The sequence below is a fragment of the Hoeflea sp. YIM 152468 genome, assembly GCF_029210485.1.
In the GTDB taxonomy this organism is placed as follows: domain Bacteria; phylum Pseudomonadota; class Alphaproteobacteria; order Rhizobiales; family Rhizobiaceae; genus Hoeflea.
Genome location: NZ_JARGET010000023.1, coordinates 83,870 through 107,497 on the forward strand (window position 1 = coordinate 83,870; position 23,628 = coordinate 107,497).

The following is a 23,628-nucleotide window of genomic DNA, read 5'->3' on the forward strand; positions in this document are numbered from 1 at the left end:
CTTGTTGGAACTTCAGATAGCAAAATGGGATGCCAGACATGATGACCGGAAAGCACCTGATCGCAGGCGAGTGGATTGCTGGAGCCAGCACATTTACATCCGAACCAGCGCATGGCCCTGCAAGCGATTATGCGCAAGGCAGCAGAACCCACGTAGATGCCGCCGCGGAAAAGGCAGAGCAGGCATTCTGGAGCTATGGCTATTCCAGTGCCGAAACACGGGCTGGTTTTCTCACCGCAATCGCCGACGAGATCGAAGCGCGAGGCGCGGCGTTGACCGACATTGGCTGCCGCGAAACCGGCCTGCCCGAAGCACGCCTGAATGGCGAGCGCGGGCGCACGACCGGTCAGCTTCGCCTGTTTGCCAGCCACATTCTCGATGGCGCCTATCTCGACCGTCGTCATGATGTTGCCCTTCCCGATCGTTCCCCGATGCCGCGTCCCGACATCAAGATGGTGGCACGTCCGGTCGGTCCGGTTGCCGTTTTCGGCGCATCCAACTTTCCCCTGGCATTCTCGACCGCCGGTGGCGATACCGCGTCAGCATTGGCGGCAGGGTGCCCGGTGGTGGTCAAGGGCCATCCGGCTCACCCCGGCACCGCCGAGATCGTGGCCCAGGCAATTGAGGCGGCAATCAAGAGCTGCGGTGTCCACCCGGGTGTGTTTTCGCTGATCCAGTCCAACAGCCGCGATGCCGGTGAGGCGCTGGTGACCCATCCGCTGATCCAGGCCGTCGGTTTTACCGGCTCGCTGGGCGCGGGCAGGGCGCTGTTCAACCTGTGCGCCGCCCGCCCCACACCGATCCCGTTTTACGGCGAGCTTGGCTCCATCAACCCGGTGTTTCTGCTGCCACATGCGCTGAGCGCGCGCGGCTCGCAGATCGCCCAGGGCTGGGCGGCGTCGCTGACCATGGGGGCTGGCCAGTTCTGCACCAATCCCGGTGTTGTCGTGGCCTTGAAGGGCGATGATGCCGAAGGCTTTGCAAAGGTTGCCAGCGAAGCCTTGGCGGGTGTCGCTGCACAGACCATGCTGACAGACGGCATTGCGGCCTCCTACCGGTCGGGCAGGGAAGCCGTCGCCGCATCCGCCGGGGTAGACGAACTCCTGGCCGCATCGTGTGAAGGCCGCAATGCCGCGCCCTATCTCTACAGGGTTTCTGCCAAGGACTGGCTCGACAGCCGGGTGCTTGCCGAAGAGGTGTTCGGCCCGCTGGGCATCATCGTCGAGGCTCAGGATTTTGACGAGATGAAAGCCGTGGCGCTCAATCTCCATGGTCAGTTGACCTGCACCCTGCAGATGGAAGACGCCGATCTCGCGCAGGCCACGCAACTGATGCCGATCCTTGAGCGAAAGGCCGGCCGAATCCTCGCCAACGGCTTCCCCACCGGAGTCGAAGTCAGCGAAGCGATGGTGCATGGCGGACCCTATCCGGCTTCGACCAATTTCGGCGCAACCTCGGTCGGCACCTTGGCGATTCGCAGGTTCCTCCGCCCGGTGTCTTACCAGAACATGCCCGACGCGCTGCTGCCGCTCGAACTGCGCTAGGCAAGGCGCATAAAGCATCGCGCGCTGCTGGACCAGCGCGCGATGCCGGGCTTGCCGGGGCCGGGGGCCTGGGCCTGGGGCATGACTCTTCAAGCCATTTGAAAACCGGTCCCGGTTTGATACAAGCTACGGCTGATGACACCTGTTCTTTATTCCTTCCGCCGCTGCCCCTACGCCATGCGCGCCCGTCTGGCGATCCTGTCTGCCGGTCTGACGGTGGAGCTGCGCGAGGTGGTGCTGCGCGACAAGCCTGCGGCCTTCCTGCAGGCCTCTCCCAGTGCAACGGTTCCATGTCTGGTCACCTCCGACGCGGTGATCGACGAAAGCCTCGATGTGATGATCTGGGCCTTGCGGCAGCGCGATCGCGAAGGCTGGCTGACAATGCCTGATGCAGGCTTTGACTGGATTGCCCAGGCCGACGGGCCGTTCAAGCATGCGCTCGACCGCACCAAATATGCCAACCGCTATCCAGACTCCGAGGCAAGCGGGCAGCGCCAGATCGCGGCCGATTTCCTTGCCGCACTCGACGGCCAGATCGAGACCTGGATTTTCGACCGGCCGAGCCTGGCGGATTTCGCCATTTTGCCATTCGTGCGCCAGTTCGCCTTCATCGACAAGGACTGGTTTGACGCCCAACCCTGGCCGAAGCTGCAGGCCTGGCTGTGCCGATTTCTGGAATCGGAGCGGTTTGCCGATATCATGGCGAAATACCCGCAATGGCATGACGGTGATGCACCAACGCTGTTTCCCTGAGCGTTGACATTGACTGAGCGGCCTCCTTCCCTGGCGAACCGAAGCATCGTCGTGTGTTCACCGGCGACATGATCAAGACCGCAAGAGCCGCCAATTCAGGGTAAGAATGGCGGGCCGCAGTCCTTTCACATCTATAGGCTTGTTCCGACAGCGCCGGCATGATGGACGCGGGCTGCACCGGCAGGGGCAACAAGGCATGGTAAAACTACCCTGACCAACTGGCGCCTTTGTTAGAACACCTCATTCATATTCGAGTTGTTGAATTCAGTATTTCATCTTCACACCGCTAATCTCATCTCCAACAGGGAGATGAGCCGGAGATGAACCAAGCGAAGAAGTGAGGCACCGTTCATGATGGTACACGCGCCCGTACAGGCCACAGCCCGGTACATTGATAACTTTCAGATGCAACGCGATATTGAGGCGCAGAGACAAGCCGAACTCGGATCGAACCAGGGCCCGAGCTTTTTTCTTGCACACGGTCTGGAACGGCCTCGCAGCAGGCCGGATGGCGCGGCAAACAGGACGCCGCTGGTTGTGCCGAAGCTGGAGGTTGCGCGCCGGTCGGAGCAAAAGCTGTCGGCGGCGGCGGGCAGGGCGGCGGAGACCATTGCCAAGGTGTTGATACCGCACGGTCTCCAGGTCTACCGCGGCGACAGGGCCGTTACCCGAGCAATTGCACAGAACAATCTTGTCCATTTGTGCGAAACGACGGTCTGCTACATCCCCTATATCACCTCGACGGGCAATGGACGCCTCGTGGTCAAGATGACCAACTTCGCAAGCGGCATTGCCGTGGCAACCAGGGATGGCATTCATTATCGCGACGTGATGCCGATGCTGAACACGGCCATGGAGCGCAACATGTTTCGGATTCTCGGTGTTCACACCGACAGCGACGGTAGAGTTGTCGGCATCGATCCAAAATTTACCGCCAATGGCATCGCCTGGAGCGTCGAAAATCTGAAAGCCTTAACCGACGCCTGCAAGCGGAAGGTCGCATGTTAGAAACCGGCCCGAACGAAAGGCCGCTCGGATCTGCTTTCGGCCAATAGGGGAGGGAGCCAGCGGCCCTTGCAACACTCCCGGGTGCTTCCGGCACATCGTGAGGGGTGGATCATTGGGTTTCCCGCCGGTCAACCTGTGTCCCAACCAGCTTTGCGACCAGGTGGACGAGATTTCTCGCCCCAAAACGGGTTTTCATCCTGTCGATACGATGTTCGATCGTCCTCGGAGACAGATCGAGCATGTCTGCGATTTCTTTCGCCGTCTGGCCTTCGATCAAGAGCTGAATGATACTCTCATCCGTCAGATCAGATGCCATCTCCTGATGGGAAGGAATCGCAAAGCGGCCCTCCGCGAGGCTGACACACCACTGTGGCGTGCCTTCAGTCTTCTGCGGGAGAATTAGGCGTTCATAGCCGACGCGAACACCGACGAAGCGGATTTTCACCATGTCAATGGTGGGGCGCTTGGAGTGGAGAGCGCGCTGCATGCCGGGAATAATCGCCTGATCGACAAACGCGCGGTCCAGGTCGCGCAGAACCGCGTTCGGCAATTCGGCAAGCATCGTCTCCAGGATCTTGCTCTTGTAGCCGAAATTCTTGATGCGCAAAAAATACCAGTCATACGGGTCGTTTTTGTTGGTCTCCACAACCGACAATGCCATTTTGACGCTAAGGCTTCCGATAATCTGGTCGTACAACTCATCCGGCGTTGCCAAGGCGTCGGCCTTTACCCAATGATCGATGAGCTGGTGACAGAGTGAATTGAACAAAGCCATGGCTGACTCACAAAATAATAATGATAACAGCACATCAGTAGCGAGCAGCAAGTTAACTATTGATGCATTTTCCAGGCGACTGTTCAGAAAATATACATTTTGCAACACTATCAGGTGGCATCCGGCACCCGTCCCAGCGTTCGATCCGGTGGTGCATCGGTCAGGCGATAGTCTTGTATGACGCAGCTTATGCGGGTATTTCTGAGCAGGTCTGCAGATGAACCTTATGGTGCCAAAGCTGTACGCTGCGATCCTGCCGTTTGTTCTGCCGGTGAGAGGTGAGTGCAGGGTCTCATCCTGCCGTGCTAGGCGCGCTCCTGGTCCTGACCCCCATGATGGTGATGAACCGCGAGTTCACACGCGCGCGCGGGACGGTTCAGACCACCTTTTCTGACCCACGCAATGGTGCCGCGATAGGCCCGCTCGATCAGCGCGCGCGACGCGGTGAAATCATAGGGGGAGACTGCAAGCGGGCAGAGTGTCGGCGCCAGGTAGACGCTCACGTCGGGTGGCATCGTCTCGATCTCGTGCATCAGTTGCCGGGCCACCAGCAGCGTCACCGCATGCAACATGCTGGCAATGGCGCCTTGCGGCGGTTTTTGCAGCGCACAGGCATAGCCGGTGGGCAGAACGACGATCCGGCGCGCGCCCAGCCCGGCCGCCACTCGCAAAGGCGTATTCGCCGCAATGGCGCCATCGATGAGCGGACGCCCGGCAATGACAACAGGAGGAAAGATACCGGGCACCGCCGAACTTGCGAGGATCGCCTCGACGACCGGTCCCTGCGAAAGCCTGACGCCAAAACCCTGGTGATCGGTTGACATGATATGCAGGGGCAGGCGGGCCTGTTCGATCCGATCAAAGGCAAGGTGAGCCTCGATCAGATGCCGAAGATTGGAAGGATCGACGATGCCGTTCGATCGCCCCAGCCCACCAATCAGCGTCGACAGCGAGAAGGGAAAAATGTCCGCCCGGCGCAGGCCGCACCAGATGTCAGCCAGTCGCCGCACGCCGGCGATATCGGGATCCCCGGCAAAATAGGCGGCATTGAGCGCCCCGACCGACGAGCCGATGACGAAGCTCGTGTCCAATCCGGCCTCGACCAGGGCCAGCAGCATCCCGACCTGGACGGCGCCGAGGCTGCCGCCACCGGCCAGCACCAGGGCGGTAGGTGCTTGAGGCGCCGCCCTCATGCCGGCCCGGCGCGTCTCTGCGCCTCCTTCTGCGCCGCAAGTCCGGGTTCAATGGCGGCGACCCCGGGATCTTCGCCGGCGATCAGCGCGCGAAGCACGGTGGACCGGCTTCTCTGCCCGCGCAGCATCCGCCCACACCCGGAGCCAGGGAGCGCACTCACCCTGTCGGGATCGGCCGCCTTGTCGCGGGCGAGCGGTATGGCCATGGCCTTTCTCCTCATGCCCTGTTCCGTGAGGGAGTGGACATGTTCACTCTCATGCGCCGTTATGCCTGCGTGCACAGACCTTCCGCCCGGGCGCGCGCCATGACCCCCTCGACAATGCGATCGCAGCGCTCGCCCGCAAAGCTGAAGGCCTCGCCGAGGGCAAAATCCACCTCCTGCGCCAGGCCTTCGCGCAAGAGGGCCCGGGCCCGAAAATACCGCGTCCGCACGGTGGCTGCGGGAATGTCCAGGATGTCCGCCACTTCATCGACGCTCAACTCCTCGACCGCGCGCAGGATGAAGACACTGCGGAATATATCGGGCAGCCGGTCGATGCGCGCCTCGATGAGGGCGCGAACCTGCAACCGTTCGACGGATTGCTCCGGACCGCGATCCGACGGTTCGGTGAGCGCCGTCAGCGTGTGGTCATCGGATGACATCATGGCGGCCTCCAGGGGAATGATCTGGGCTTTCTTTCGACGCAGCCGACCCAGCGCCACGTTCACGGCGATCCGGACCAGCCAGGTCGACAGCTTGCTCTGGGCGCGAAAACTCGAGAGCGCGCGCCAGGCCTGCATCCAGGCTTCTTGAGCCACGTCTTCGGCTTCCTCGTCGCTGCGGACGATGCCTCGCGCCGTGCGAAACAGCAGCTGGTTGTGCCGGCGCATGATCGTCTCGAAAGCAACCCCGTCGCCTTGCGCAGCACGCTGCGCCAATTCCGCACCCGGGACATCTGCCGCGTAGAGTTCCGGAGCCTTGTAGTTGACATTCTGCATTTATACCTCCTGTCGTTCGAGCCGTGCGATCGGCGCCGGCGCCGGCGCTGGCGTCTTGCCTCCAACAGCCGGATCCTCGGCTGTGAAATGCGCAAGCGGGCTGTCAAGGCCGCTGCTTGATCCCTCTGCCGCATCATGGATGCCCTCGAGTGCGCAATTCAAGAAATTCACGTCGCAAGGAAGCGGTCTCCTGGAAGGCCCCGCGCATGATCGAGCTGGTCATCACCGGCTGGTCGTCCTTGATGCCGCGCCAATGCATGCAGGAATGATCCGCCTCCATCACCACCGCCAGCCCATCGGGCCGGATTCGGCGTTCCAGCTCATCAGCCAACATGATCACCGCCTCCTCCTGGATTTGCGGTCGACTCATGATCCAGTCGCACAGACGGGCAAATTTTGACAGGCCGATCAGCTCCGCCTCGGCGTTCGGCAGGACGCCGATCCACACCCGGCCCATGATCGGGCAGAGATGATGCGAACAGGCGCTGCGCACCGTGACCGGCCCAACGATCATCAATTCATTGAGCCGCGAGACGTTGGGGAAACTCGTGATCGATGGTGCTGGACGATAGCGCCCGGCAAACACCTCGTCGATGAACATCTTTGCCACGCGGCTGGCTGTCCCGGCGGTGTTGTGATCATTGTTTGTGTCGATCACCAGCGCATCGAGCACCGCGCGCATCCGGCTCTCGACTTCCAGACGCAGTTCATCCAGCTCGCTTTCCTCGATGAAGCCGGCAATGTTGTCATTGGCCCGGAACGCCTGGCCGGCTTGCCGCAGCCGTGCCCGGATCCGGTTCGATGCCGACGGTTGATCACAACCGCAAGCGGTTTCAGGTATGGTATTGAGCACTTCAGAATTCCTGGTTGGTGAGTGTCAGGCGGGGGTGGCCGTTTGCTGTTTGCAGCCGGTGGTGGCAGGCCCGCCTCATTCAGCTCGGTCCGAACCGACGCCATAGCCATAAACCAGCCGTCCGCCGAACCATCCACCGACGCCCAGGGCGATGATTCCGACCCCATCGAGCAGGAGCGAGACCGTATCGGGCGCGAGCGGCTGCAGATGGTCCAGCCGCAAGAGCAGCCGCACCGCAAAGGCCATGAATGCAGTCAGCATCGCGCCCATGTGCAGCCAGGCAACCGTCATCGGGGCGCCCTCGGGCACGCGCGGCAATTCGACCATGCCGGCCAGCATGGCAGGGACTGCCATCGCGCAACCGGTGGCGAGCAGTCCGCCTGACCAGCTCCAGGCCGCCTCTCCGAACCAGAGGCCAGTGAAATCGGCGACCACGGCAAGCGACCAGCAGGCCACCGGAAAATGCACGACTGCAGGATGCAACGGGTGCCGCATGGCCTCAGACCACTTGGAACAGCAGGGTCACGAACCCGATCACAGCCGCGCCCGCATGGATCACGACGGCAGCTTTGGGCGGCAGGCGTTTGCGCAGGTGAAACGAAGCAAGGAAAAACCCGCCCAGGGCGGCCACAAGCAGGATCACAAAGCCGACCAGGACAGTCTGCGACGCGGCGCCTTGCACCAATGCCGCGATCAGCAGGATCAGGCCGAGCGCGCCAAGCCCGGCGTGCAGGAGTGAAACGGCCCAGGGCGCCAGCTTGTCGCGCAGCACATGTGCGGCGAGATAAAGCCCTCCGAGTGCTGCAAATGCGAAGACAACAACAGCGTAGATGATCATATCGGTTTCCTTCCGGTTTGTGGCTGGTATCCGCGAGCCCGGGCACGCGTATGTGCCCCTGATCGCTTTGCTTCACCCGCCAATCTGACCATTCGATGCCGTGAGGGTGCATTGCGTTCCCACGAGCGGACAAAACCTTTTGAATTAGACCTGGAACAGGATCCCGCCTCAGTCGCCGGCGCGGACCGCGCAGACCGCGCAGATCCCTGTCGACCGGTCATGCCAAGAATCTGGCGCGGCAAAGCGGCGGCGCCGGCTTGCCCCTTGCCGGGGCCGGCGCTCTTTGCAAGCTTCCGGAGGGAGGGAGCCCGGGACCGGTAGGGGTGGGGCTGGGCGCCGGGTCGGGCCTGCACCACCACACCGCGGGCACAGAGACCATCTGGTCAGGAGAGCGCCATGCGAACACCTGCCCGGCGCAGCCGAACACCGTGCGACCCCGACGCAACACCTGCCGCGCCTGCGGGATTGCCAGAAAGGTGTGCGGTCGGAAATGTCTCTATCCCGGTTTAATGCCCGGGATCAGGCCAGCGACAAACTTCGCTGCTAAAATATTGAAAATATTGCCGTTTGGCGGAGGGGGTGGGATTCGAACCCACGGTACGGTCTCCCGCACGCCGGTTTTCAAGACCGGTGCCTTAAACCGCTCGGCCACCCCTCCGGGCAATCTGGATCATCCTCGCTTGCACCCGGGCGCCCCATTCGGGGCAGGTGCGGATCGTGATCATTGCGGCTGGCGCGCTTTTAGCGCTGCCGCGCGCCTGCCGTCAACTGGTTTCGAGAACGTCGTACGGGGGCAGCTTTGCCTGTGTCAGCGGGATGGCCCTGACCCGGCGCATCGCCGCTGCACACTCAATCCGGATTGCCAATGAACCATTTGCCAGCCGCAACCGTAGAAGCAAGCATATGTCACACAGAGGGAGGCCGACAATGGTCATCAAACACTCACCCCTTGGCCCTGTCGCAGCGTTGGCCCTGCTGGCGGCTTCCTTTCCGGCCGCGGCAGAACAATTGTCCGGCTCAGCGCTCATACATTTCGTATCCGGCAAGCGGGTCTATCTCGCGACACCGTTCGGCGGCGAGTTCCCGCTCAATTACAAAGCATCGGGCGTGGTGACAGGCGATGGATCGGCGCTGGGTCTCGGCAGGTTTCTCGCCCCCAGGGAAACCGGCAAGTGGTGGGTGCAGGACGAAAACCTGTGTCAGCAATGGCCGACCTGGTATGACGGGCAGCCAAGCTGCTTCCAGATCACCAGGACCGGGGACCGGTCGCTCGACTGGGTGCGGGACGATGGCCGCACAGGCAAGGCGCGCATCGAAGGCTGACATTTTACGAAAATTTTACCATGATGGCGACATTGCTCCTCGCGATCAGGGCAGCATCGCAATTTTGCCATCTTGCGCGGCGAATTAAACCTTAGATAAAGACATCAGACGCATTGATCGAAGGGGACGGCTTTGCAGGGGACTGACTGCCAGGCCATATTGGCGACCGCCAGAGTATCGGATAGCGGTGTGGGACACAGAATTTCCTATCGAAACGGGGCAGGGCTGCGAACCGCCGTCTGCCTGGCATTGCTTGCCGTCCTGTCAGTGGGACTCGGCGGCTGTTCCTCGACGTCGAAATCGAAGGGCAAGTCGGCCGGTTCGCACATCAACACCAAAACCAAATTTTCGGTGGCGGAATATGGTGTGGCGGCAAGTCCGCGTTTGACCACGGCCAAACGCCCCAAGAAGGGTGGCGGCCGGTCGTTTGTCGGCAAGCCCTATCGGGTTCGGGGCAAGTGGTACACACCCAAGGAAGACCCCGACTATGACCGCGCCGGCCTTGCGTCCTGGTATGGTCCGAATTTTCATGGTCGGCTGACCGCCAATGGCGAGATCTACGATCAGTTTCATCTTTCAGCCGCGCACCCGACCTTTCCCTTGCCCAGCTATGCCAAGGTCACCAACAAGAAGAACGGCAACTCGGTGATTGTCCGGGTCAACGACCGTGGCCCCTTTGCCCATGGCCGCATCATCGATGTTTCAAGCAAGGCAGCCGAGCTTCTGGCCATGAAGAATGACGGCGTGGCGGCCGTGCGCGTCGAATATGTCGGCCGCGCGCCGGTCGAGGGCGATGACACGCGCTATCTTGTCGCCAGTTACCGGCCCGGCGGCTCGAGCGCGCCTGCGGAAGGCGTGATCGCTTCGGGCGTGATGATGGCGATGAACGCGGTTGACTCCGCACTGCCTGGCGTCGGCTCGAGCACCATGGCGCCGCCGGCAGCGCTCGGTCATGTTGCTCCGCCGGCGTTGCAGGCGGGGGCGACCACCTTGGCGGCGTTGCCGACCGAGGTTCCGGCCGGGTTTGTCCTGCCGTCGATCGGCCCGGTGCTGCCGGAGCGGCCTTCCTTCGGCGTCCCCGTGGCCGCAAATGCCGGCTCCGGGATGCGTGATCTCGGAATGGCGTTCTGGGGCGGTCGGGTCATCAGCAGCGCGGCTCCGTTTGAAGCCATCCTTGCCGGGAGCAGCGACCAGCGGTAAACGCCGCGCGCCGTGCAGACGGGCGGGTGTCGCTCCACCGGGCGGACGCTTCGCCATTGGTTGCAGGCGCACTTGTCTCAAACCATTGATTCGACACGGCAGGATTGCTAGGCTGGATTGTATTCCGGTTTTCTTTGTTGATGGATGGCTCCAATGTCCCGGTCGGTCCTCGCCCGCCTGCTTTCCCTGTTGGTTCTGTTGATCAGCGTCTCGGCTTCGCCGTCCAGTGCGCAATTGTTCGAAACCCGGGCAAAACAGGCCTATCTTGTCGATGCGGACACCGGCACGGTGCTGTTCGCCAAGGATGAAAACGAGCTGGTGCCGCCGGCGTCGCTGGCCAAATTGATGACCATGGAAGTGGTGTTCAACGCCATCCGCTCCGGTCGGCTGACCCTTGACGATACATTCCAGGTGTCGGAAAACGCCTGGCGCACAGGCGGTGCGATTTCGCGCACGTCAACCATGTTTGCCGAGCTCAAATCCTCGATCCGTCTCGAGGACCTGATCAAGGGCGTCATCGTGCAGTCGGCCAATGACGGCTGTATCATCATTGCCGAGGGCATGGCGGGCTCGGAAGAGAACTTCGCCCGGCTGATGACCGAGCGCGCCCGCGAAATCGGCTTGACCCAATCTGTCTTCGGCAATTCCAGCGGGTTGCCGCATCCCGATTCCAGGGTGTCGATGAAGGATCTGGTGGTTCTGGCGCGGCACATCGAATCGACCTATCCGGAATTTTACCGCTATTACGCGATGAAGGAATTTTCCTGGAACGACATCAACCAGCGCAACCGCAACCCGTTGTTGAACATGGACATCGGCGTCGATGGGCTGAAAACCGGCTTCACCGAGGAATCGGGGTACGGCATCGTGTCCTCGATCAAGCGCGACGGCAGGCGGCTGTTCCTGGCCATGAGCGGCATGACAAGCGAGCGCGAGCGCGCCGAGGAAGCGCGCAAGATGCTGGAATGGGGCATCCGCGCTTTCGAAAAGAAGGCCCTGTTCGGCAAGGATGAAACCATCGGCGAGGTCAGCGTCTACGGCGGCAAGGCTGACGCCATCGTCAAGGCCAAGTCCCAGGTCGATATCTTGCTGCCGATCACCAATCCGGACCGGCTGTCAGCGCGAATCAGCTATCGCTGGCCGCTGCGCGCGCCGATCGAGGCCGGGGTTCAGGTCGGCGTTCTCAAGGTCTATATCGGCCAGACATTGTCGCAGGAGACGCCGCTTTTCGTCATGGAAGCCGTGGACAAAGGCCCATTGCACATCCAGGCGCTCGATGCGCTGCTTGAACTGGCGCAATTTTGGCTTTAACCGCACCTCCCGGCGTTCAATTTCTGCCCGAATTGCTCTACACAGATATATCCCGGGTCCCCCGGAGACATTCACCAACAGCTCCAAGCCTATCTTGCGCTTGCTGGGACCGGGAAAACAGGACGTGACGATCAAAAAAGGGCGTTTCATCACATTCGAAGGCGGCGAGGGAGCCGGCAAGTCAACGCAGATCCATCGGCTGGCCAATGTCTTGCGGCGGCGCGGTCATGATGTGCTGGTAACGCGCGAGCCGGGTGGTTCGCTCGGCGCCGAAGCCGTCCGGCATGTGCTGCTTTCGGGTGCGGCAGAGGAGTTCGGTGTGCGGATGGAGGCGATGCTGTTTGCTGCCGCTCGAAGCGACCATATCGAGGAGGTGATCCGTCCTGCGATTGCTGAAGGCACCATCGTGCTGTGCGACCGGTTCATGGATTCAAGTCGGGTTTATCAGGGCATGACCGGCAATCTGGAGCCGCATTTCATGCGCAATCTCGAACGGATCGCGATCAATGGCATGATGCCAGACCTCACGCTGGTCCTTGATCTTCCTGCGGAAATCGGGATGCAGCGGGCCAGGGCGCGCCAGCAAAAGGACGCGGTTCCCGACCGCTTCGAAAAGGAGGAGCTGTCCACCCATGAGAAGCGGCGCGAAGCCTTCCTGGATCTGACGCGGGACGAGCCCGACCGGTGCAAGCGGATCGACGCCACGCAAAGCGAGGACACGGTGGCGCTGGCCATTCTGGTCGCGGTCGAACCGCTGCTGGACGACAGCGACGCCGCGGAGCCGGCCCAGAGCCGAAACCCATGACGGGGGAACAGCCAGGCCTGCTGGAAGGGGCAATTCCACCCGAACGCAACAGCGTGCTGTATGGTCATGATCACGCACAGGCGTTTCTGGCCAAAGCCTACAGCTCGGGGCGGATGCATCATGCCATCCTGATTGAAGGCCCGGAGGGAATTGGCAAGGCCACGCTGGCCTACCGCTTCGCCCACCATGTGTTGAGCCACCCCGAGCCGTCGTCTGCGCCCGACCAGATCGCCGATCCGGATTGGGACGGCCTCGTCGGACGCCAGATGTCGGGCGGTGCCTCGCACAATGTGCTGCATCTGACCCGTCCGGTGGACGCCAAGACCGGCAAGGCCAAATCCGTCATCACGGTTGACGAAGTGCGCCGGGCCGGAAAGTTTTTCAGCCAGACATCGGGCACCGGAAACTGGCGGATTGCAATCATCGACCCGGCCGATGATCTCAACCGCAATGCCGCCAATGCGATTCTCAAGATTCTCGAGGAGCCGCCGAAGCGGTCGCTGTTTCTGGTGCTGTCGCACACTCCGGGACGGCTGTTGCCGACAATCCGGTCGCGCTGCCTGTCGCTCAGGCTGCAGCCGCTCGCGGCTTCCGATCTCGACCGGGCGCTGACGCATCTGGGGGCAGCGCCGGGTGAAGCCGATGCCATCATCCGGCTCAGCGAAGGCAGCGTCGCGCGCGCCTTGCTGCTGCGCAATTATGGCGGAGCGGATATTGCCGAGGCTTTTGTCGATATACTCCAGCGCGGCAGTCTCACCAATCGCGAGCCGATCTACAAACTCGCCGAAACGCTTGCCGCACGCGACCGCGATGTGGCATACGCGTTTTTTGTTGAATTCGCCGTCGACCGCGTGCAGCAGATGGCGCGGGAGGCCGGCGCAGCCGGTGATCTCGTGGAGGCCGACAGGCTGGCGCAGTTGTCGACCGCGCTGACGGCGCATTTCGCCGCTGCGGCATCTTTCAATCTGGATCGCAAGCAGACCGTGTTGCATACCTTCAGTCTGATCTTCGGGTAGACCGGGCTTCGGGCATGGCATCGCGCGCAATTATCGCTTATGACGGCGGCGGAGAGGGATACCGGGCTGGACCCGGGTCAAGACAGGGCAAGCAAAGGCTATCATGAGCACCGAGCGTTATTTCATCACCACCCCGATCTTCTATCCCAACGGCGTGCCGCATATCGGTCACGCCTACACGGCGATTGCCACCGATGTGATGGCACGGTTCCAGCGGCTGGACGGCAAGGATGTGTTTTTCCTGTCGGGCACCGACGAGCACGGCCAGAAGATGCAGCAGACCGCCGAAGGGGAGGGCATCAAGCCGATAGAGCTTGCGGACAAGAACTCGGCTGTCTTCCGCGACATGCTGGTGCAGCTCAATTGTTCCAATGATGATTTCATCCGCACCACCGAGGAGCGGCACAAGACCTCGGTGCAGGAATTGTGGAAGCGGATGGAAGCCAATGGCGATATTTATCTGGGCAATTACGGCGGCTGGTACTCGGTTCGCCAGGAAGCCTATTTTGACGAGGCTGAAACCACGGTCGGTGAGGATGGCGTGCGCCGCGAACCGCTGGGCTCGCCGGTCGAATGGGTCGAGGAAGAAAGCTATTATTTCCGCCTGTCGGCCTATGCCGACAAGCTGCTGCAGCTTTACGAGACAACCCCCGATTTCGTCGCTCCGGCCGAGCGGCGCAACGAAGTGGCGAGCTTCGTCAAGTCCGGTCTGAGGGACCTGTCGATTTCGCGCACGACATTTGACTGGGGGGTGCCGGTCCCCGGCAATGAAAAGCATGTGATGTATGTCTGGGTCGACGCGCTGACCAACTACATCACCGCTTGCGGCTTTCCCGACGAGTCGACTGACAAATGGAACTATTGGCCTGCCGTCCACATGATCGGCAAGGACATTGTGCGCTTTCACGCCGTCTACTGGCCGGCCTTCCTGATGTCGGCTGGCCTTGAACTGCCTGCCAAAGTGTTCGCCCACGGCTTCCTTCTGGTCAAGGGCGAGAAAATGTCGAAGTCCATCGGCAATGTGGTCGACCCCTTCGCCTTGATCGATGCCTACGGGCTTGATCAGGTGCGCTATTTCTTCATGCGCGAAGTGCCGTTCGGTCAGGATGGCAGCTATAGTCCTGAAACAATCGCCACCCGGATCAACTCCGACCTGGCAAACGGCATTGGCAATCTCGCCAGCCGCTCCTTGTCGATGATCAACAAGAATTGCGATGGCAAGATGCCTGCCTGCGGGCCCTTGAGCGATGAAGACAGGGCGCTTTTGACCACCATCGACACGGTGATCCAGAGCGTTCGCGCCGATATGGCGGAGTTTCAGATCCACAAGGCGCTGGCCTCTGTCATCGATGTTGTGGCCGACAGCGACCGGTATTTCGCCAGCCAGGAGCCCTGGGCGCTGAAAAAGACGGATCCGGCGCGAATGGAAACCGTGCTGTATGTGACGGCGGAAACCGTGCGCCAGATTTCGATCCTGCTGCTGCCGTTCATGCCCGAATCGGCAAATCGATTGCTCGATCTGGTCTGTGCGCCGGCCGACAGGCGCAATTTTGCAGCCCTGGGCGAGGCCGGACGCTTGCAGGCCGGCACACCCATCGACAAGCCGGCGCCGATCTTCCCGCGCTATGTCGCGCCCGAGGAGGACTGAGCTGAATGCTGATCGACACCCATTGCCATCTCGACTTTGCCGATTTCGACGCTGACCGCGACGAACTGGTCGAGCGTGCCCACACATCGGGCGTCCGGCAGATGGTGACGATTTCAACGCGTGTGCGCAAGCTTGACCGGTTGCTGGCTTTGACTGACCGCTATCCGGGCGTGTTCTGTTCTGTGGGAACCCATCCCAACAATGCCGCTGAAGAGCTCGATGTGAGTGCGGATGATCTGGTGGCTCTGGCCGAAGCCAACGCCAAGGTGGTGGCCATCGGCGAAGCCGGACTGGATTATTTTTACGACACGCAAAAGCCCGCTGACCAGAAGACCGGATTTGTCCGCCATATCGAGGCTGCGCGGCGAACGCAACTGCCGCTGATCATTCACAGCCGCAGCGCTGACGCGGACATGGCCTCTATCCTGACCGAGGAAACAGGGAAGGGGGCCTTCCCTTTCATTTTGCATTGCTTTTCATCGGGCCAGGCACTGGCTGATACAGGTGTTGAACTCGGCGGCTATGTCTCCTTCACCGGCATTCTGACGTTCCCGAAATCGACCGAACTGCGCGACATCGCCAGGACTGTGCCGATGGACCGCTTGCTGGTCGAGACCGACGCACCCTATCTGGCGCCCAAGCGCTGGCGCGGCAAGCGCAATGAACCCTCTTATGTCGTCAACACCGCGGAGGTTCTGGCGGAGGTCAAGGGCGTCTCCTTTGCGGAGATGTCGCGGATCACCACCGAGAATGCCTTTCGATGCTTCAAAAAGATGCCGCGGCTGTGACGGGTTCGGTCCACCGTCAGTTTACGATGCTCGGCTGCGCTTCCTCGCCTGGCGTACCGCGGGTCAATGGCGACTGGGGGGCGTGCGACCCGGACAATCCGAAGAACCGGCGAACCCGCGCTGCATTCCTGATCCGGCAATATGGTGCTGATGGCGGTGAAACGACAATCGTCATCGACACCGGACCGGATTTCCGTGAGCAGATGCTGGCCAGCCGGGTGCGCACCATCGACGCCGTCCTTTACACCCATGCCCATGCCGACCACGTGCACGGCATAGACGATCTGCGCGGCTTTGCCTTGTCGCAACGCAAGCGGATTCCGATCCATGCCGATCCGGAAACCATGGCGCGGATTCGCGCCGGCTTCGGCTATTGTCTGGAAACGCCGTCGGGCAGCGAGTATCCGCCGATCACCGAACCGATCCTGATCAATTCGTTCGATCAGATGATCAGGATTACCGGCGCGGGCGGACCGGTCGACATCCAGCCACTCGACCAGATGCATGGCTCGATCCGCTCGCTTGGCTTCCGGATCGGCAATCTGGCCTATTGCTGCGATGTCAGCGATTTTCCGCGCGCCACCGTGTCCAGGCTTCAGGATCTCGATGTGCTGATCATCGACTCGCTCCAGTACAAGCCGCACCCGAGCCACCTGTCTGTAGATCAGGCTTTGTGGTGGATCGAAAAGCTGAACCCGAAACGCGCCATTCTGACCCACATGCATGTGCCGCTTGATTACGATACCGTGCTGGCGGAAACTCCCGACCGGGTTGAGCCCGGTTATGATGGTTTGACAATCAACTTTGAGCTTTAGCAATGACAGACACTGCAACGGAAATGACGGCGGATCAGATCGCGCCGGGATCGAGTATGGCCCGCGTGGCGCAGGCGGCAACTGACGCCGGTCTCAAGATCCGCATTCTCAAAATGGCACAATCGACCCGCACGGCGGAGGAAGCCGCCGAGGCGGCCGGCTGCGATGTCAGCCAGATCGTCAAGTCACTGGTGTTCGAAAACAGCCAAACCCAGAAGCTCACTCTGTTGTTGGTTTCTGGGGCTCACAATGCCGATATGGAATATCTCTCAGAGCGTTACGGGCTTTCCTTTGCCCGCTGCGAGGCCCGCCGGGTGCGTGAGGAGACCGGTTTTGCCATCGGTGGCGTGGCCCCGATCGGACACCTCGCGCCGATTGCGGTCTATATGGACCGGACGTTGCTGGAACACGGCCAGGTTTGGGCCGCTGCCGGGCGGCCTGACAGCGTGTTCAGCGTCAATCCGCAGGCTTTGGCGCCAGCAATTCAGGCCGAAATTATTGATGTCCGGGCATCCGCCTGAACTCGTTCAAGCCGTTGTTCGATAAGGTTTATTCGGACTTCAGCCAATCCAGAATTGCGTCTGTGTGCTGGCCGCGCACTGGGATCGCACGCGGAGCGGCCTCTGGCTGCGTCGAAAACCGTGGCGCGGGCGCGGCCTGAAGCACACCGTCAATCGTCTGCCAGACTCCGCGTGCGGCCATGTGCGGCTCGGCTGCGGATTGCCGCGGGTCAAGGGTAGGGGCCACACAGGCGTCTGAACCCGCGAACACGGCTTCCCAATGCGATCTGGGATGTCTGGCGAAAATTCCGGCCATCAATGCGGTCTGGCGCGGCCAACTTTCCGGTTCAAACTGGGAAGCAAAATCCGGATCATCGCCAAGCCCGAGACAGGAGAGGAATTCAGCATAGAATTTCGGCTCCAGGCATTGCACCGACATGTAGCCGCCATCCGCACAGGCATAGCAGCGGCTCCAGTGCGGACCGTCCAGCAGGCTCTTGCTGCGCGCCATCGACAGACCGCCGGTCTGGGCCAGCGCCATCAGCAGGTTCATCATGTGGGCCGAGCCGTCAACGATGGCCGCATCGACCACCGTACCGCCACGCCCGGCGCGCGCCGCCAGCACGCCAGCCAGAATGCCGGCCACTAGATACAGCGCACCGCCACCGATATCGCCGACAAGCGTTGGCGGCGTAAATGGTGGCTCGCCCGCATTGCTGGCGTACCAGGCAGCGCCCGAAACGGAAATATAATTGAGATCATGACCGGCAGTCTGCGCCCGTGGTCCGGTCTGGCCCCAGCCGGTCATGCGGCCATAGACAAGATCGGGATTGACTGACTGCAGATCCACCGGCCCGAGGCCAAGCCGTTCCATCACGCCAGGCCTGAATCCTTCGATCAGGGCTTCGGAACGGCGTGCCAGCGCCTTGAGCGCCATCACGTCCTCGGTTGCTTTCAGATCAAGTTCGATCGAGCGTTTGCCCCGGTCGAGCACCGACCGGTCCGGCATGCCTGGCGCCGGTCGCGCAGTCTTGCGATGAACCACGATCACATCGGCGCCAAGATCGGCCAGCAGCATGCCCGCGAACGGTGCCGGACCCAGAGCTTCGATCTCGATGATCCGCAGACCTTGCAGCATTCCATTCCTCATGCGTTGAACCTCGATACCTTGACGGCACGAGCCACTGAAACGACAAACATCAGCTTTGTCCAGCCGTCAGCCTGATGGTAGAAGCAAACCGCGTCCTGGTCCGGCAACTCTCTTGATGTACATGCGAAATGTGCGGCAATGTTCTGAATATCATGATCTTTCATGGCTGCCGCGTGTGCGGGTTCACACTGCCTCTAGTTCCATAATCCATCTTATGCGATCTTTGCATGCAGCAACCAGAAAGGCGAAGATCCGGTGTCGGCTTGTCTGCGACGCTCAGAAAAACAGCGTCATTGACGTCGACTGTTCCTGCGGCACCTGGTCGACGAACATCTGCCACGCATGCTGGTAGGATGGCAGATAATTCAGCTCGTGCCCCTCGCCGAGTTTTTCAAGCTCGCTGTAGGCCTGTACCATCCTGTCGACGAAGCCAAATCCCGACGACAGCTTCTCCGGTTGCTTGCCGGTTTGCGCAGCAGTGCTCTCATAGAGGTATTGCGCCGCAGCGCGCTGCTCCATCCATTCAGGCGACGTCCTTTTTTCCTCAAGGCTGACCTGATCGAGCCAGAGTGCGCCCGCCCTCCCCACGGCCATGTGATCCGAAGGATCGCGTCCGTCCTTGTCAGCAAAAGCACCAGCCAACCGCGACGGCCCCTGGTAGAGACCCATGGCGAGCGATTGCTGCTGTGTCATGATCGACTGCGCAATTTCCATTTCGACTGCGGAGAACAGTCCGGACTCGTCGGTTCGTATGGCATTGAGGGCGCGCCGGTCCAGATCGCCGAATGCGGTGTACCAGTCGACCGCCTCATTGCTCTTTGGCCGGAACGGCTGACCGCTGTCTGCCATTTGCTGGTACCGCGCATCAATGGCTCTGCGAGCCAGTTCGGAAACCTCGGATTTTGCATTGCCCGACGAGAACGGTTCGGCAGATGGATCGGTGACAGCAATTGCAAGATTGGTGCTGGAATGGCCTGCCCGTACCGGCAGGAAGATTTCATAGCCATTGGGTTGGGATGAAGCAAAGCGCAACACAGGCTGCGTCACCTGGCCGATGCTGTCATAGGTGCCGTGATCGTCGACGTCGGAAATCGGACCGAGATCCTGGTAGGATTCGATCGCATAAGAAAGAAGGGTTGAGGCGGGTTCCCGGGTCAGTCCCGTTTGTCTTGCGGTTTGAATACTCGAAAGACCGACGCCTTCGATATTCATCGACTGGCTCCTTACACTGTGATTCTCAGCATTGTGCAACGGCCTTGTCCGAAGCTGTTCAGAACCTCAGGCCGACGCCAATCTGCCTTGTCGCCTGGGCTTTCACCGGTCCTGGCGCTCACCAGACTTGATCTGTCAGGCCTTTCGGCTCGCCCACATCACGGTTCTGCTGGCCCTGCCCTTGCGAGCGGTTCCCGGTTGGCTTATCCGGTAAGGCGTTTTCACCCCCCGGAGTCTTTTCATGTCCTTTGCCAAGCTAGATGCCCACTGCCGCGCCCTTGGCGCCCTGGACCACGCTCTGGCCATTCTCGGCACCGATGAAGCCACCCACATGGCGCCGGGCGGCGGCGAGAGCCGCGCCGAGGCGATGGCGTCGCTGTCGGGCATGTATCACCGTCAGGCGACCGACAAGAATGTGGCGGACTGGATTGCTGCGGCGAAGGCCGAAACGCTGTCCTCCGAACAGCAGATCGCAGTCGGCGAGTTCGAACGCAGCTACATCAACATGACCTGCCTGCCCACTGATTTTATCGAACGCAAGATGCGCACCAGCATGCGCTCCGAGCAATTGTGGCGCAAGGCGCGGCCCAAGGGCGACTGGGCGGCGTTCCAGCCGGCGCTGGAAGCCGTTGTTGCGATGATGCGCGAGGAAGCCGCGATGCGCGCCGAGGTGCTGGAGCTCGCGCCGTATGACGCGTTGATGGAGCAGTTTGATCCGGGCAACCGCACCGCTGCCATTGATCCGGTTTTCGCCGAGCTCAAGGCATTCCTGGTGGAGTTCGTGCCCGAGGCGCTCGCGGTCCAGCAGGAGCGACTGCAAACGCGTCCGCTCAAGCCGCTCTCGGGCGATTATCCTGTCGAGCGGCAGAAGGCGCTCGGCCTGGCGATGATGCAGGCCATCGGCTTTGACATGAACCATGGCAGCCTCTCGGTCTCCGACCACCCGTTCTGTGGCGGTGTGCCCAGCGATGTGCGGATGACCACGCGCTACCGCACCGACGAGTTTCTGCCCGCCTTGATGGGCATCCTGCACGAGACCGGCCACGGCCTTTACGAGCAGAATCTGCCCAAGGATTGGACTCACTGGCCGTCAGGCAAGGCGCGCGGCATGTCGATCCATGAAAGCCAGAGCCTGTTCGTCGAAAAGCAGATCGGCCGCAATCCGGCGTTCTGGCACTTTGCCCTGCCCCAGGTCGACGCGCACCTGAAGGAAAGCTGGACCATCGAGGATCTGCTGCCGCATGTGCATCAGGTCAGGCGCGGCAAGATTCGGGTCGATGCCGACGAGGTCACCTACCCGCTGCACGTGATTCTGCGCTATGAACTGGAGCAGGATCTGCTGTCCGGCCGCGTCGAGGTGAAGGATGTGCCCGATGCCTGGGACGCCAAGATGCAGGAATCGCTCGGCATTTCCACCATCGATGATCCGCAGAACGGACCGATGCAGGATGTGCACTGGCCGTCCGGATCTTTCGGCTATTTCCCCTCCTACACGCTGGGTGCGCTGATGGCGGCGCAGCAATGGGCGGCAATCCAGAAGACCAATCCGGATGTCGACGCACAGATCGCGGCGGGCGATTTTGAACTGCTCAACGCCTGGCGGCGCGACAACATCTGGGCAAAGGCATCCACCGCCTCAACGCCCGAAATTCTCAAGCAGGCGACCGGGGAAGAGCTCAACCCCGCCTATTTCATCGCCCATCTCAGAGCGCGTTACGGGAAACAGTGAGGCCCGCCCGCCAATCTCCACGCCCTGCCCCTTACAGCATGGCTTCGCCCGGAGCTGCGGCGGAAACTCTGGCCTCGGCTGCGGCCTGGCGGCGGCGGGTGCGTTCGCGCATGATCGTGTAGATGCCGGTGGCAATGATGATGCAGGCGCCTGCCAGCGTGTAAAAATCCGGGAATTCCGCAAACACCAGGATGCCGATCACGGTGGAAAACACCAGCCGCACATAACGGAACGGTGTCACAACGCCGATTTCTCCAATGCGAGTCGCCTCGGTCAGCGCCCAGTAAGCCCCCACGCCGACCACCAGTGCACCGGTCAGATAGCTGCTTTCCCGCAGTGTCGGCATTTCCGCACCGCCGGTGAAGACCAAAAGGACCGCGCCCGACAGGCCGACTGCAAAAAACCCCCAGGCCGCCAATTGCAGCGAGGAAATGGCTTTCGGCACCCGGCGGCTGGAAAGATCACGGATCGCCAGACCAACCACGCCCGCCACCGCCCACAGAACTTCGGGCTCGAACCCGTCAAGCCCGGGCCGGATGACCAGCAATACGCCGCCAAAGCCAACCAGAATCGCAGTCCAGCGGCGCCAGCCCACCGCCTCGCCCAGCACCAGCGCCGCGCCCATGGTCACCAGCAGCGGCGTCGCCTGCAAAATCGTGGTGAGTGTGGCCAGCGGGATCAACGACAATGCGGTGACAAAACACAGGCCGCCTAGCATTTCGCTGAGATTTCGCAGCACCACCGCCGGGTGAAAAAATCCTTTTGAAAACACGCTGGTGCCAGCCAGCCGGGCGTAAATCGCAAAAGCCATTGCGCCAAAGAACCCCAGCACCACCAATATCTGCCCCACCGGCAGGCCTGACGCGGCCAGCTTGATGAACATGTCCTCGGCGGCAAACCCCACCATGCCAAGAACCATCAGAATGATGCCGCGCATATTGTCCATAAAAGCTGATCCGATCAAACTTGCATGACGACTGCGCCAGAGCGGACGCAATCAATTAATTGCTCGTGCCTAGCCGGTTTCAGGCAGAGAAGGAAATCTTTTCAGCTCTCCGGGCGCTCCGCACTGACGCCGCGCAAGGCTGCGGCGACCCGGCCCATCATGCTCACGAACAACGCCCGCTCCGCTTCCGGAAGGCCCTTGAGCACCAGATCGTTGGCTGTCACCGCGGCCAAAGTGGCCGGTGCCTGCAACGTCTGTGCGTGATGGCTCAGCCAGACCTGTTGCGAACGCCGGTCCTCGGGGTGAGGTCTGCGCTCGATCAACCCGTCACGCTGCATCCGCGACAGCGTGTTGGCCATCGTCGCCTGTTCGACACCGAGACGCAGCGTCAGATCACTCTGGGTCAACCCGTCGTCCATCCACAGTTCGTTGAGGGCAAGAAACTGGGCCGGCGACAGCTTCAGAGGTTGAAGCCGGTTTTGCAAGGCTGCGGTGTACAGCCGGGCAATGTCGCTTGCCAGAACACCGGCGGAGCGGGATTTGTCAAAGGTCATGACCCTGCATAACACAAGATAGCGCGCTATTCAATTTAATATAGCCAGCTATTCAAGACCTGGAAACTGGTGCGGAATTTTGGGTTAATCCGTTGAAATCATTTACCCAGCAAGCCCATCCGAATTCATCGAGCCGGGGTGTACTAGGCGGTCTCCACCGGATCCTGTAGACAGACCCGAAGAAGGTCCCCGCACTCCGTTCCTGAGCCCCTGCCCTGCCATGATTGATCTTGCCGCCTATGGCAGCCTGTTTCTTGCCGCGTTTCTCGCGGCAACGCTGATCCCGGCGCAGTCGGAAAGCCTGCTGACCGGCTTGATCCTGGCTGGCGGACAACCGGTGGCGGCACTTGTCGCGGTGGCAAGCCTTGGCAATGTTCTGGGATCGGTTGTCAACTGGATGATCGGGCGCGGGATCGAGCGGTACCGCGGCCGGCGCTGGTTTCCGGCCTCGGCGGCGCAATTGCAGCGGGCCCGGCACCACTATGCGCGGTTTGGCTACTGGTCGCTGCTGCTGGCGTGGGTGCCGGTCATCGGTGACCCGTTGACCCTTGCAGCGGGCATTATGCGCGAACCCTTGTGGCGGTTTGTGACCCTGGTCTCGATCGGCAAGATTGGACGTTATCTCGCTCTGGCAGCCGGCGTTGGCGCCTTGTCATAAAAGCCTTGGGCCGCGACAGGGGAATCTGAC

General features: G+C 61.3%; 25 protein-coding genes and 1 tRNA gene. 14 read left to right on the forward strand and 12 right to left on the reverse strand.

The window, feature by feature from the left end; all coding sequences use genetic code 11:
- Positions 1 to 29 precede the first annotated feature (29 nt).
- The 3 genes from PZ897_RS12430 to PZ897_RS12440 all read left to right on the forward strand — a co-directional run bounded on the left by PZ897_RS12430 (position 30) and on the right by PZ897_RS12440 (position 3,305).
- Positions 30 to 1,544, forward strand: a complete 1,515-nt coding sequence (locus PZ897_RS12430; RefSeq protein ID WP_275752615.1) for an aldehyde dehydrogenase (NADP(+)) — start codon at positions 30 to 32, stop codon at positions 1,542 to 1,544.
- 135 nt (positions 1,545 to 1,679) lie between these two features.
- A complete protein-coding gene (locus PZ897_RS12435) occupies positions 1,680 to 2,297 on the forward strand; it encodes a glutathione S-transferase (RefSeq protein ID WP_275752616.1) in 618 nt (205 codons plus the stop codon).
- Positions 2,298 to 2,702: 405 nt separating this feature from the next.
- The gene (locus PZ897_RS12440) at positions 2,703 to 3,305 is read left to right on the forward strand and encodes a hypothetical protein (RefSeq protein ID WP_275752617.1); all 603 of its coding nucleotides are present in this window, start codon (positions 2,703 to 2,705) and stop codon (positions 3,303 to 3,305) included.
- A gap of 109 nt (positions 3,306 to 3,414) precedes the next feature.
- On the opposite strand, the gene PZ897_RS12445 is transcribed toward PZ897_RS12440, so the two are convergent.
- The 8 genes from PZ897_RS12445 to PZ897_RS12480 all read right to left on the reverse strand — a co-directional run bounded on the left by PZ897_RS12445 (position 3,415) and on the right by PZ897_RS12480 (position 8,601).
- Positions 3,415 to 4,080 (reverse strand): helix-turn-helix transcriptional regulator, encoded by a 666-nt coding sequence (locus tag PZ897_RS12445; RefSeq protein WP_275752618.1) that lies wholly within the window; start codon positions 4,078 to 4,080, stop codon positions 3,415 to 3,417.
- A 305-nt stretch (positions 4,081 to 4,385) separates the two neighbouring features.
- The gene (locus PZ897_RS12450; RefSeq protein WP_275752619.1) at positions 4,386 to 5,273 is read right to left on the reverse strand and encodes a patatin-like phospholipase family protein; all 888 of its coding nucleotides are present in this window, start codon (positions 5,271 to 5,273) and stop codon (positions 4,386 to 4,388) included.
- On the reverse strand, positions 5,270 to 5,479 hold the full coding sequence (locus PZ897_RS12455) for a hypothetical protein (protein ID WP_275752620.1): 210 nt from the start codon (positions 5,477 to 5,479) through the stop codon (positions 5,270 to 5,272). Before PZ897_RS12455 ends, PZ897_RS12450 begins: the two co-directional genes overlap by 4 nt.
- A gap of 59 nt (positions 5,480 to 5,538) precedes the next feature.
- Complete coding sequence (locus PZ897_RS12460; protein WP_275752621.1) at positions 5,539 to 6,252, reverse strand: RNA polymerase sigma factor; 714 nt, start codon at positions 6,250 to 6,252, stop codon at positions 5,539 to 5,541.
- 133 nt (positions 6,253 to 6,385) lie between these two features.
- Entirely contained in the window at positions 6,386 to 7,105 is a 720-nt protein-coding gene (locus PZ897_RS12465) for a GTP cyclohydrolase I (RefSeq protein ID WP_275752623.1), read from the reverse strand.
- A 75-nt stretch (positions 7,106 to 7,180) separates the two neighbouring features.
- Positions 7,181 to 7,600 carry a DUF2231 domain-containing protein gene (locus PZ897_RS12470; RefSeq protein WP_275752624.1) on the reverse strand — a complete coding sequence of 140 codons (420 nt, stop codon included), beginning with the start codon at positions 7,598 to 7,600 and terminating at the stop codon, positions 7,181 to 7,183.
- Between the two features lie 4 nt (positions 7,601 to 7,604).
- Positions 7,605 to 7,943, reverse strand: a complete 339-nt coding sequence (locus PZ897_RS12475) for a hypothetical protein (protein ID WP_275752625.1) — start codon at positions 7,941 to 7,943, stop codon at positions 7,605 to 7,607.
- A 568-nt stretch (positions 7,944 to 8,511) separates the two neighbouring features.
- Positions 8,512 to 8,601: transfer RNA gene (locus PZ897_RS12480), tRNA-Ser, on the reverse strand.
- 269 nt (positions 8,602 to 8,870) lie between these two features.
- Here PZ897_RS12480 and PZ897_RS12485 point away from each other — a divergent pair.
- The 9 genes from PZ897_RS12485 (at position 8,871) to PZ897_RS12525 (ending at position 17,370) form a co-directional block, all read left to right on the forward strand.
- Positions 8,871 to 9,266 carry a hypothetical protein gene (locus PZ897_RS12485; RefSeq protein WP_275752626.1) on the forward strand — a complete coding sequence of 132 codons (396 nt, stop codon included), beginning with the start codon at positions 8,871 to 8,873 and terminating at the stop codon, positions 9,264 to 9,266.
- Positions 9,267 to 9,455: 189 nt separating this feature from the next.
- Positions 9,456 to 10,466, forward strand: a complete 1,011-nt coding sequence (locus tag PZ897_RS12490) for a septal ring lytic transglycosylase RlpA family protein (RefSeq protein WP_275752627.1) — start codon at positions 9,456 to 9,458, stop codon at positions 10,464 to 10,466.
- Between the two features lie 153 nt (positions 10,467 to 10,619).
- Positions 10,620 to 11,777, forward strand: coding sequence for a D-alanyl-D-alanine carboxypeptidase family protein (locus PZ897_RS12495; protein ID WP_275752628.1), 1,158 nt, complete (start codon positions 10,620 to 10,622; stop codon positions 11,775 to 11,777).
- Between the two features lie 124 nt (positions 11,778 to 11,901).
- Positions 11,902 to 12,582 (forward strand): dTMP kinase, encoded by a 681-nt coding sequence (gene tmk / locus PZ897_RS12500; RefSeq protein ID WP_275752629.1) that lies wholly within the window; start codon positions 11,902 to 11,904, stop codon positions 12,580 to 12,582.
- On the forward strand, positions 12,579 to 13,598 hold the full coding sequence (locus PZ897_RS12505) for a DNA polymerase III subunit delta' (protein WP_275752630.1): 1,020 nt from the start codon (positions 12,579 to 12,581) through the stop codon (positions 13,596 to 13,598). Before tmk ends, PZ897_RS12505 begins: the two co-directional genes overlap by 4 nt.
- 103 nt (positions 13,599 to 13,701) lie before the next feature.
- The gene (gene metG / locus PZ897_RS12510; protein ID WP_275752631.1) at positions 13,702 to 15,246 is read left to right on the forward strand and encodes a methionine--tRNA ligase; all 1,545 of its coding nucleotides are present in this window, start codon (positions 13,702 to 13,704) and stop codon (positions 15,244 to 15,246) included.
- Between the two features lie 5 nt (positions 15,247 to 15,251).
- Positions 15,252 to 16,034 carry a TatD family hydrolase gene (locus PZ897_RS12515; protein ID WP_275752632.1) on the forward strand — a complete coding sequence of 261 codons (783 nt, stop codon included), beginning with the start codon at positions 15,252 to 15,254 and terminating at the stop codon, positions 16,032 to 16,034.
- On the forward strand, positions 16,007 to 16,849 hold the full coding sequence (locus PZ897_RS12520; RefSeq protein ID WP_275752633.1) for an MBL fold metallo-hydrolase: 843 nt from the start codon (positions 16,007 to 16,009) through the stop codon (positions 16,847 to 16,849). The genes PZ897_RS12515 and PZ897_RS12520 overlap by 28 nt, the downstream gene beginning before the upstream one ends.
- 2 nt (positions 16,850 to 16,851) lie before the next feature.
- Complete coding sequence (locus PZ897_RS12525; protein ID WP_275752634.1) at positions 16,852 to 17,370, forward strand: YbaK/EbsC family protein; 519 nt, start codon at positions 16,852 to 16,854, stop codon at positions 17,368 to 17,370.
- Between the two features lie 28 nt (positions 17,371 to 17,398).
- Here PZ897_RS12525 and PZ897_RS12530 read toward each other — a convergent pair whose 3' ends face one another.
- The gene (locus PZ897_RS12530; RefSeq protein ID WP_275752635.1) at positions 17,399 to 18,487 is read right to left on the reverse strand and encodes a CaiB/BaiF CoA-transferase family protein; all 1,089 of its coding nucleotides are present in this window, start codon (positions 18,485 to 18,487) and stop codon (positions 17,399 to 17,401) included.
- A gap of 288 nt (positions 18,488 to 18,775) precedes the next feature.
- Positions 18,776 to 19,711: a hypothetical protein gene (locus PZ897_RS12535; RefSeq protein ID WP_275752636.1), complete on the reverse strand. Its 936-nt coding sequence runs from the start codon at positions 19,709 to 19,711 to the stop codon at positions 18,776 to 18,778.
- A gap of 241 nt (positions 19,712 to 19,952) precedes the next feature.
- On the opposite strand from PZ897_RS12535, the gene PZ897_RS12540 reads away from it, so the two are divergent.
- Positions 19,953 to 21,440, forward strand: coding sequence for a carboxypeptidase M32 (locus PZ897_RS12540; protein ID WP_275752637.1), 1,488 nt, complete (start codon positions 19,953 to 19,955; stop codon positions 21,438 to 21,440).
- Positions 21,441 to 21,471: 31 nt separating this feature from the next.
- On the opposite strand, the gene PZ897_RS12545 is transcribed toward PZ897_RS12540, so the two are convergent.
- Both PZ897_RS12545 and PZ897_RS12550 read right to left on the reverse strand, forming a co-directional pair.
- Positions 21,472 to 22,386: a DMT family transporter gene (locus PZ897_RS12545; RefSeq protein WP_275752638.1), complete on the reverse strand. Its 915-nt coding sequence runs from the start codon at positions 22,384 to 22,386 to the stop codon at positions 21,472 to 21,474.
- Positions 22,387 to 22,487: 101 nt separating this feature from the next.
- Positions 22,488 to 22,940, reverse strand: coding sequence for a MarR family transcriptional regulator (locus PZ897_RS12550; protein WP_275752639.1), 453 nt, complete (start codon positions 22,938 to 22,940; stop codon positions 22,488 to 22,490).
- A 220-nt stretch (positions 22,941 to 23,160) separates the two neighbouring features.
- On the opposite strand from PZ897_RS12550, the gene PZ897_RS12555 reads away from it, so the two are divergent.
- Positions 23,161 to 23,598, forward strand: coding sequence for a YqaA family protein (locus PZ897_RS12555; RefSeq protein ID WP_275752640.1), 438 nt, complete (start codon positions 23,161 to 23,163; stop codon positions 23,596 to 23,598).
- Positions 23,599 to 23,628: the final 30 nt, after the last annotated feature.

Excerpts from the sequence above, each read along its gene's own strand:
- PZ897_RS12535 (WP_275752636.1), bottom strand. The coding sequence starts at position 19,711 with ATGAATATCGAAGGCGTCGGTCTTTCGAGTATTCAAACCGCAAGACAA.
- PZ897_RS12505 (WP_275752630.1), top strand. The coding sequence starts at position 12,579 with ATGACGGGGGAACAGCCAGGCCTGCTGGAAGGGGCAATTCCACCCGAA.
- PZ897_RS12445 (WP_275752618.1), bottom strand. The coding sequence starts at position 4,080 with ATGGCTTTGTTCAATTCACTCTGTCACCAGCTCATCGATCATTGGGTA.
- PZ897_RS12470 (WP_275752624.1), bottom strand. The coding sequence starts at position 7,600 with ATGCGGCACCCGTTGCATCCTGCAGTCGTGCATTTTCCGGTGGCCTGC.
- PZ897_RS12540 (WP_275752637.1), top strand. The coding sequence starts at position 19,953 with ATGTCCTTTGCCAAGCTAGATGCCCACTGCCGCGCCCTTGGCGCCCTG.
- PZ897_RS12520 (WP_275752633.1), top strand. The coding sequence starts at position 16,007 with ATGCTTCAAAAAGATGCCGCGGCTGTGACGGGTTCGGTCCACCGTCAG.
- PZ897_RS12550 (WP_275752639.1), bottom strand. The coding sequence starts at position 22,940 with ATGACCTTTGACAAATCCCGCTCCGCCGGTGTTCTGGCAAGCGACATT.
- PZ897_RS12545 (WP_275752638.1), bottom strand. The coding sequence starts at position 22,386 with ATGGACAATATGCGCGGCATCATTCTGATGGTTCTTGGCATGGTGGGG.
- PZ897_RS12430 (WP_275752615.1), top strand. The coding sequence starts at position 30 with ATGCCAGACATGATGACCGGAAAGCACCTGATCGCAGGCGAGTGGATT.
- PZ897_RS12440 (WP_275752617.1), top strand. The coding sequence starts at position 2,703 with ATGCAACGCGATATTGAGGCGCAGAGACAAGCCGAACTCGGATCGAAC.
- PZ897_RS12495 (WP_275752628.1), top strand. The coding sequence starts at position 10,620 with ATGTCCCGGTCGGTCCTCGCCCGCCTGCTTTCCCTGTTGGTTCTGTTG.
- PZ897_RS12515 (WP_275752632.1), top strand. The coding sequence starts at position 15,252 with ATGCTGATCGACACCCATTGCCATCTCGACTTTGCCGATTTCGACGCT.
- PZ897_RS12525 (WP_275752634.1), top strand. The coding sequence starts at position 16,852 with ATGACAGACACTGCAACGGAAATGACGGCGGATCAGATCGCGCCGGGA.
- PZ897_RS12555 (WP_275752640.1), top strand. The coding sequence starts at position 23,161 with ATGATTGATCTTGCCGCCTATGGCAGCCTGTTTCTTGCCGCGTTTCTC.
- PZ897_RS12530 (WP_275752635.1), bottom strand. The coding sequence starts at position 18,487 with ATGCTGCAAGGTCTGCGGATCATCGAGATCGAAGCTCTGGGTCCGGCA.
- PZ897_RS12485 (WP_275752626.1), top strand. The coding sequence starts at position 8,871 with ATGGTCATCAAACACTCACCCCTTGGCCCTGTCGCAGCGTTGGCCCTG.
- PZ897_RS12460 (WP_275752621.1), bottom strand. The coding sequence starts at position 6,252 with ATGCAGAATGTCAACTACAAGGCTCCGGAACTCTACGCGGCAGATGTC.
- PZ897_RS12475 (WP_275752625.1), bottom strand. The coding sequence starts at position 7,943 with ATGATCATCTACGCTGTTGTTGTCTTCGCATTTGCAGCACTCGGAGGG.
- PZ897_RS12435 (WP_275752616.1), top strand. The coding sequence starts at position 1,680 with ATGACACCTGTTCTTTATTCCTTCCGCCGCTGCCCCTACGCCATGCGC.
- PZ897_RS12455 (WP_275752620.1), bottom strand. The coding sequence starts at position 5,479 with ATGGCCATACCGCTCGCCCGCGACAAGGCGGCCGATCCCGACAGGGTG.
- metG (WP_275752631.1), top strand. The coding sequence starts at position 13,702 with ATGAGCACCGAGCGTTATTTCATCACCACCCCGATCTTCTATCCCAAC.
- PZ897_RS12450 (WP_275752619.1), bottom strand. The coding sequence starts at position 5,273 with ATGAGGGCGGCGCCTCAAGCACCTACCGCCCTGGTGCTGGCCGGTGGC.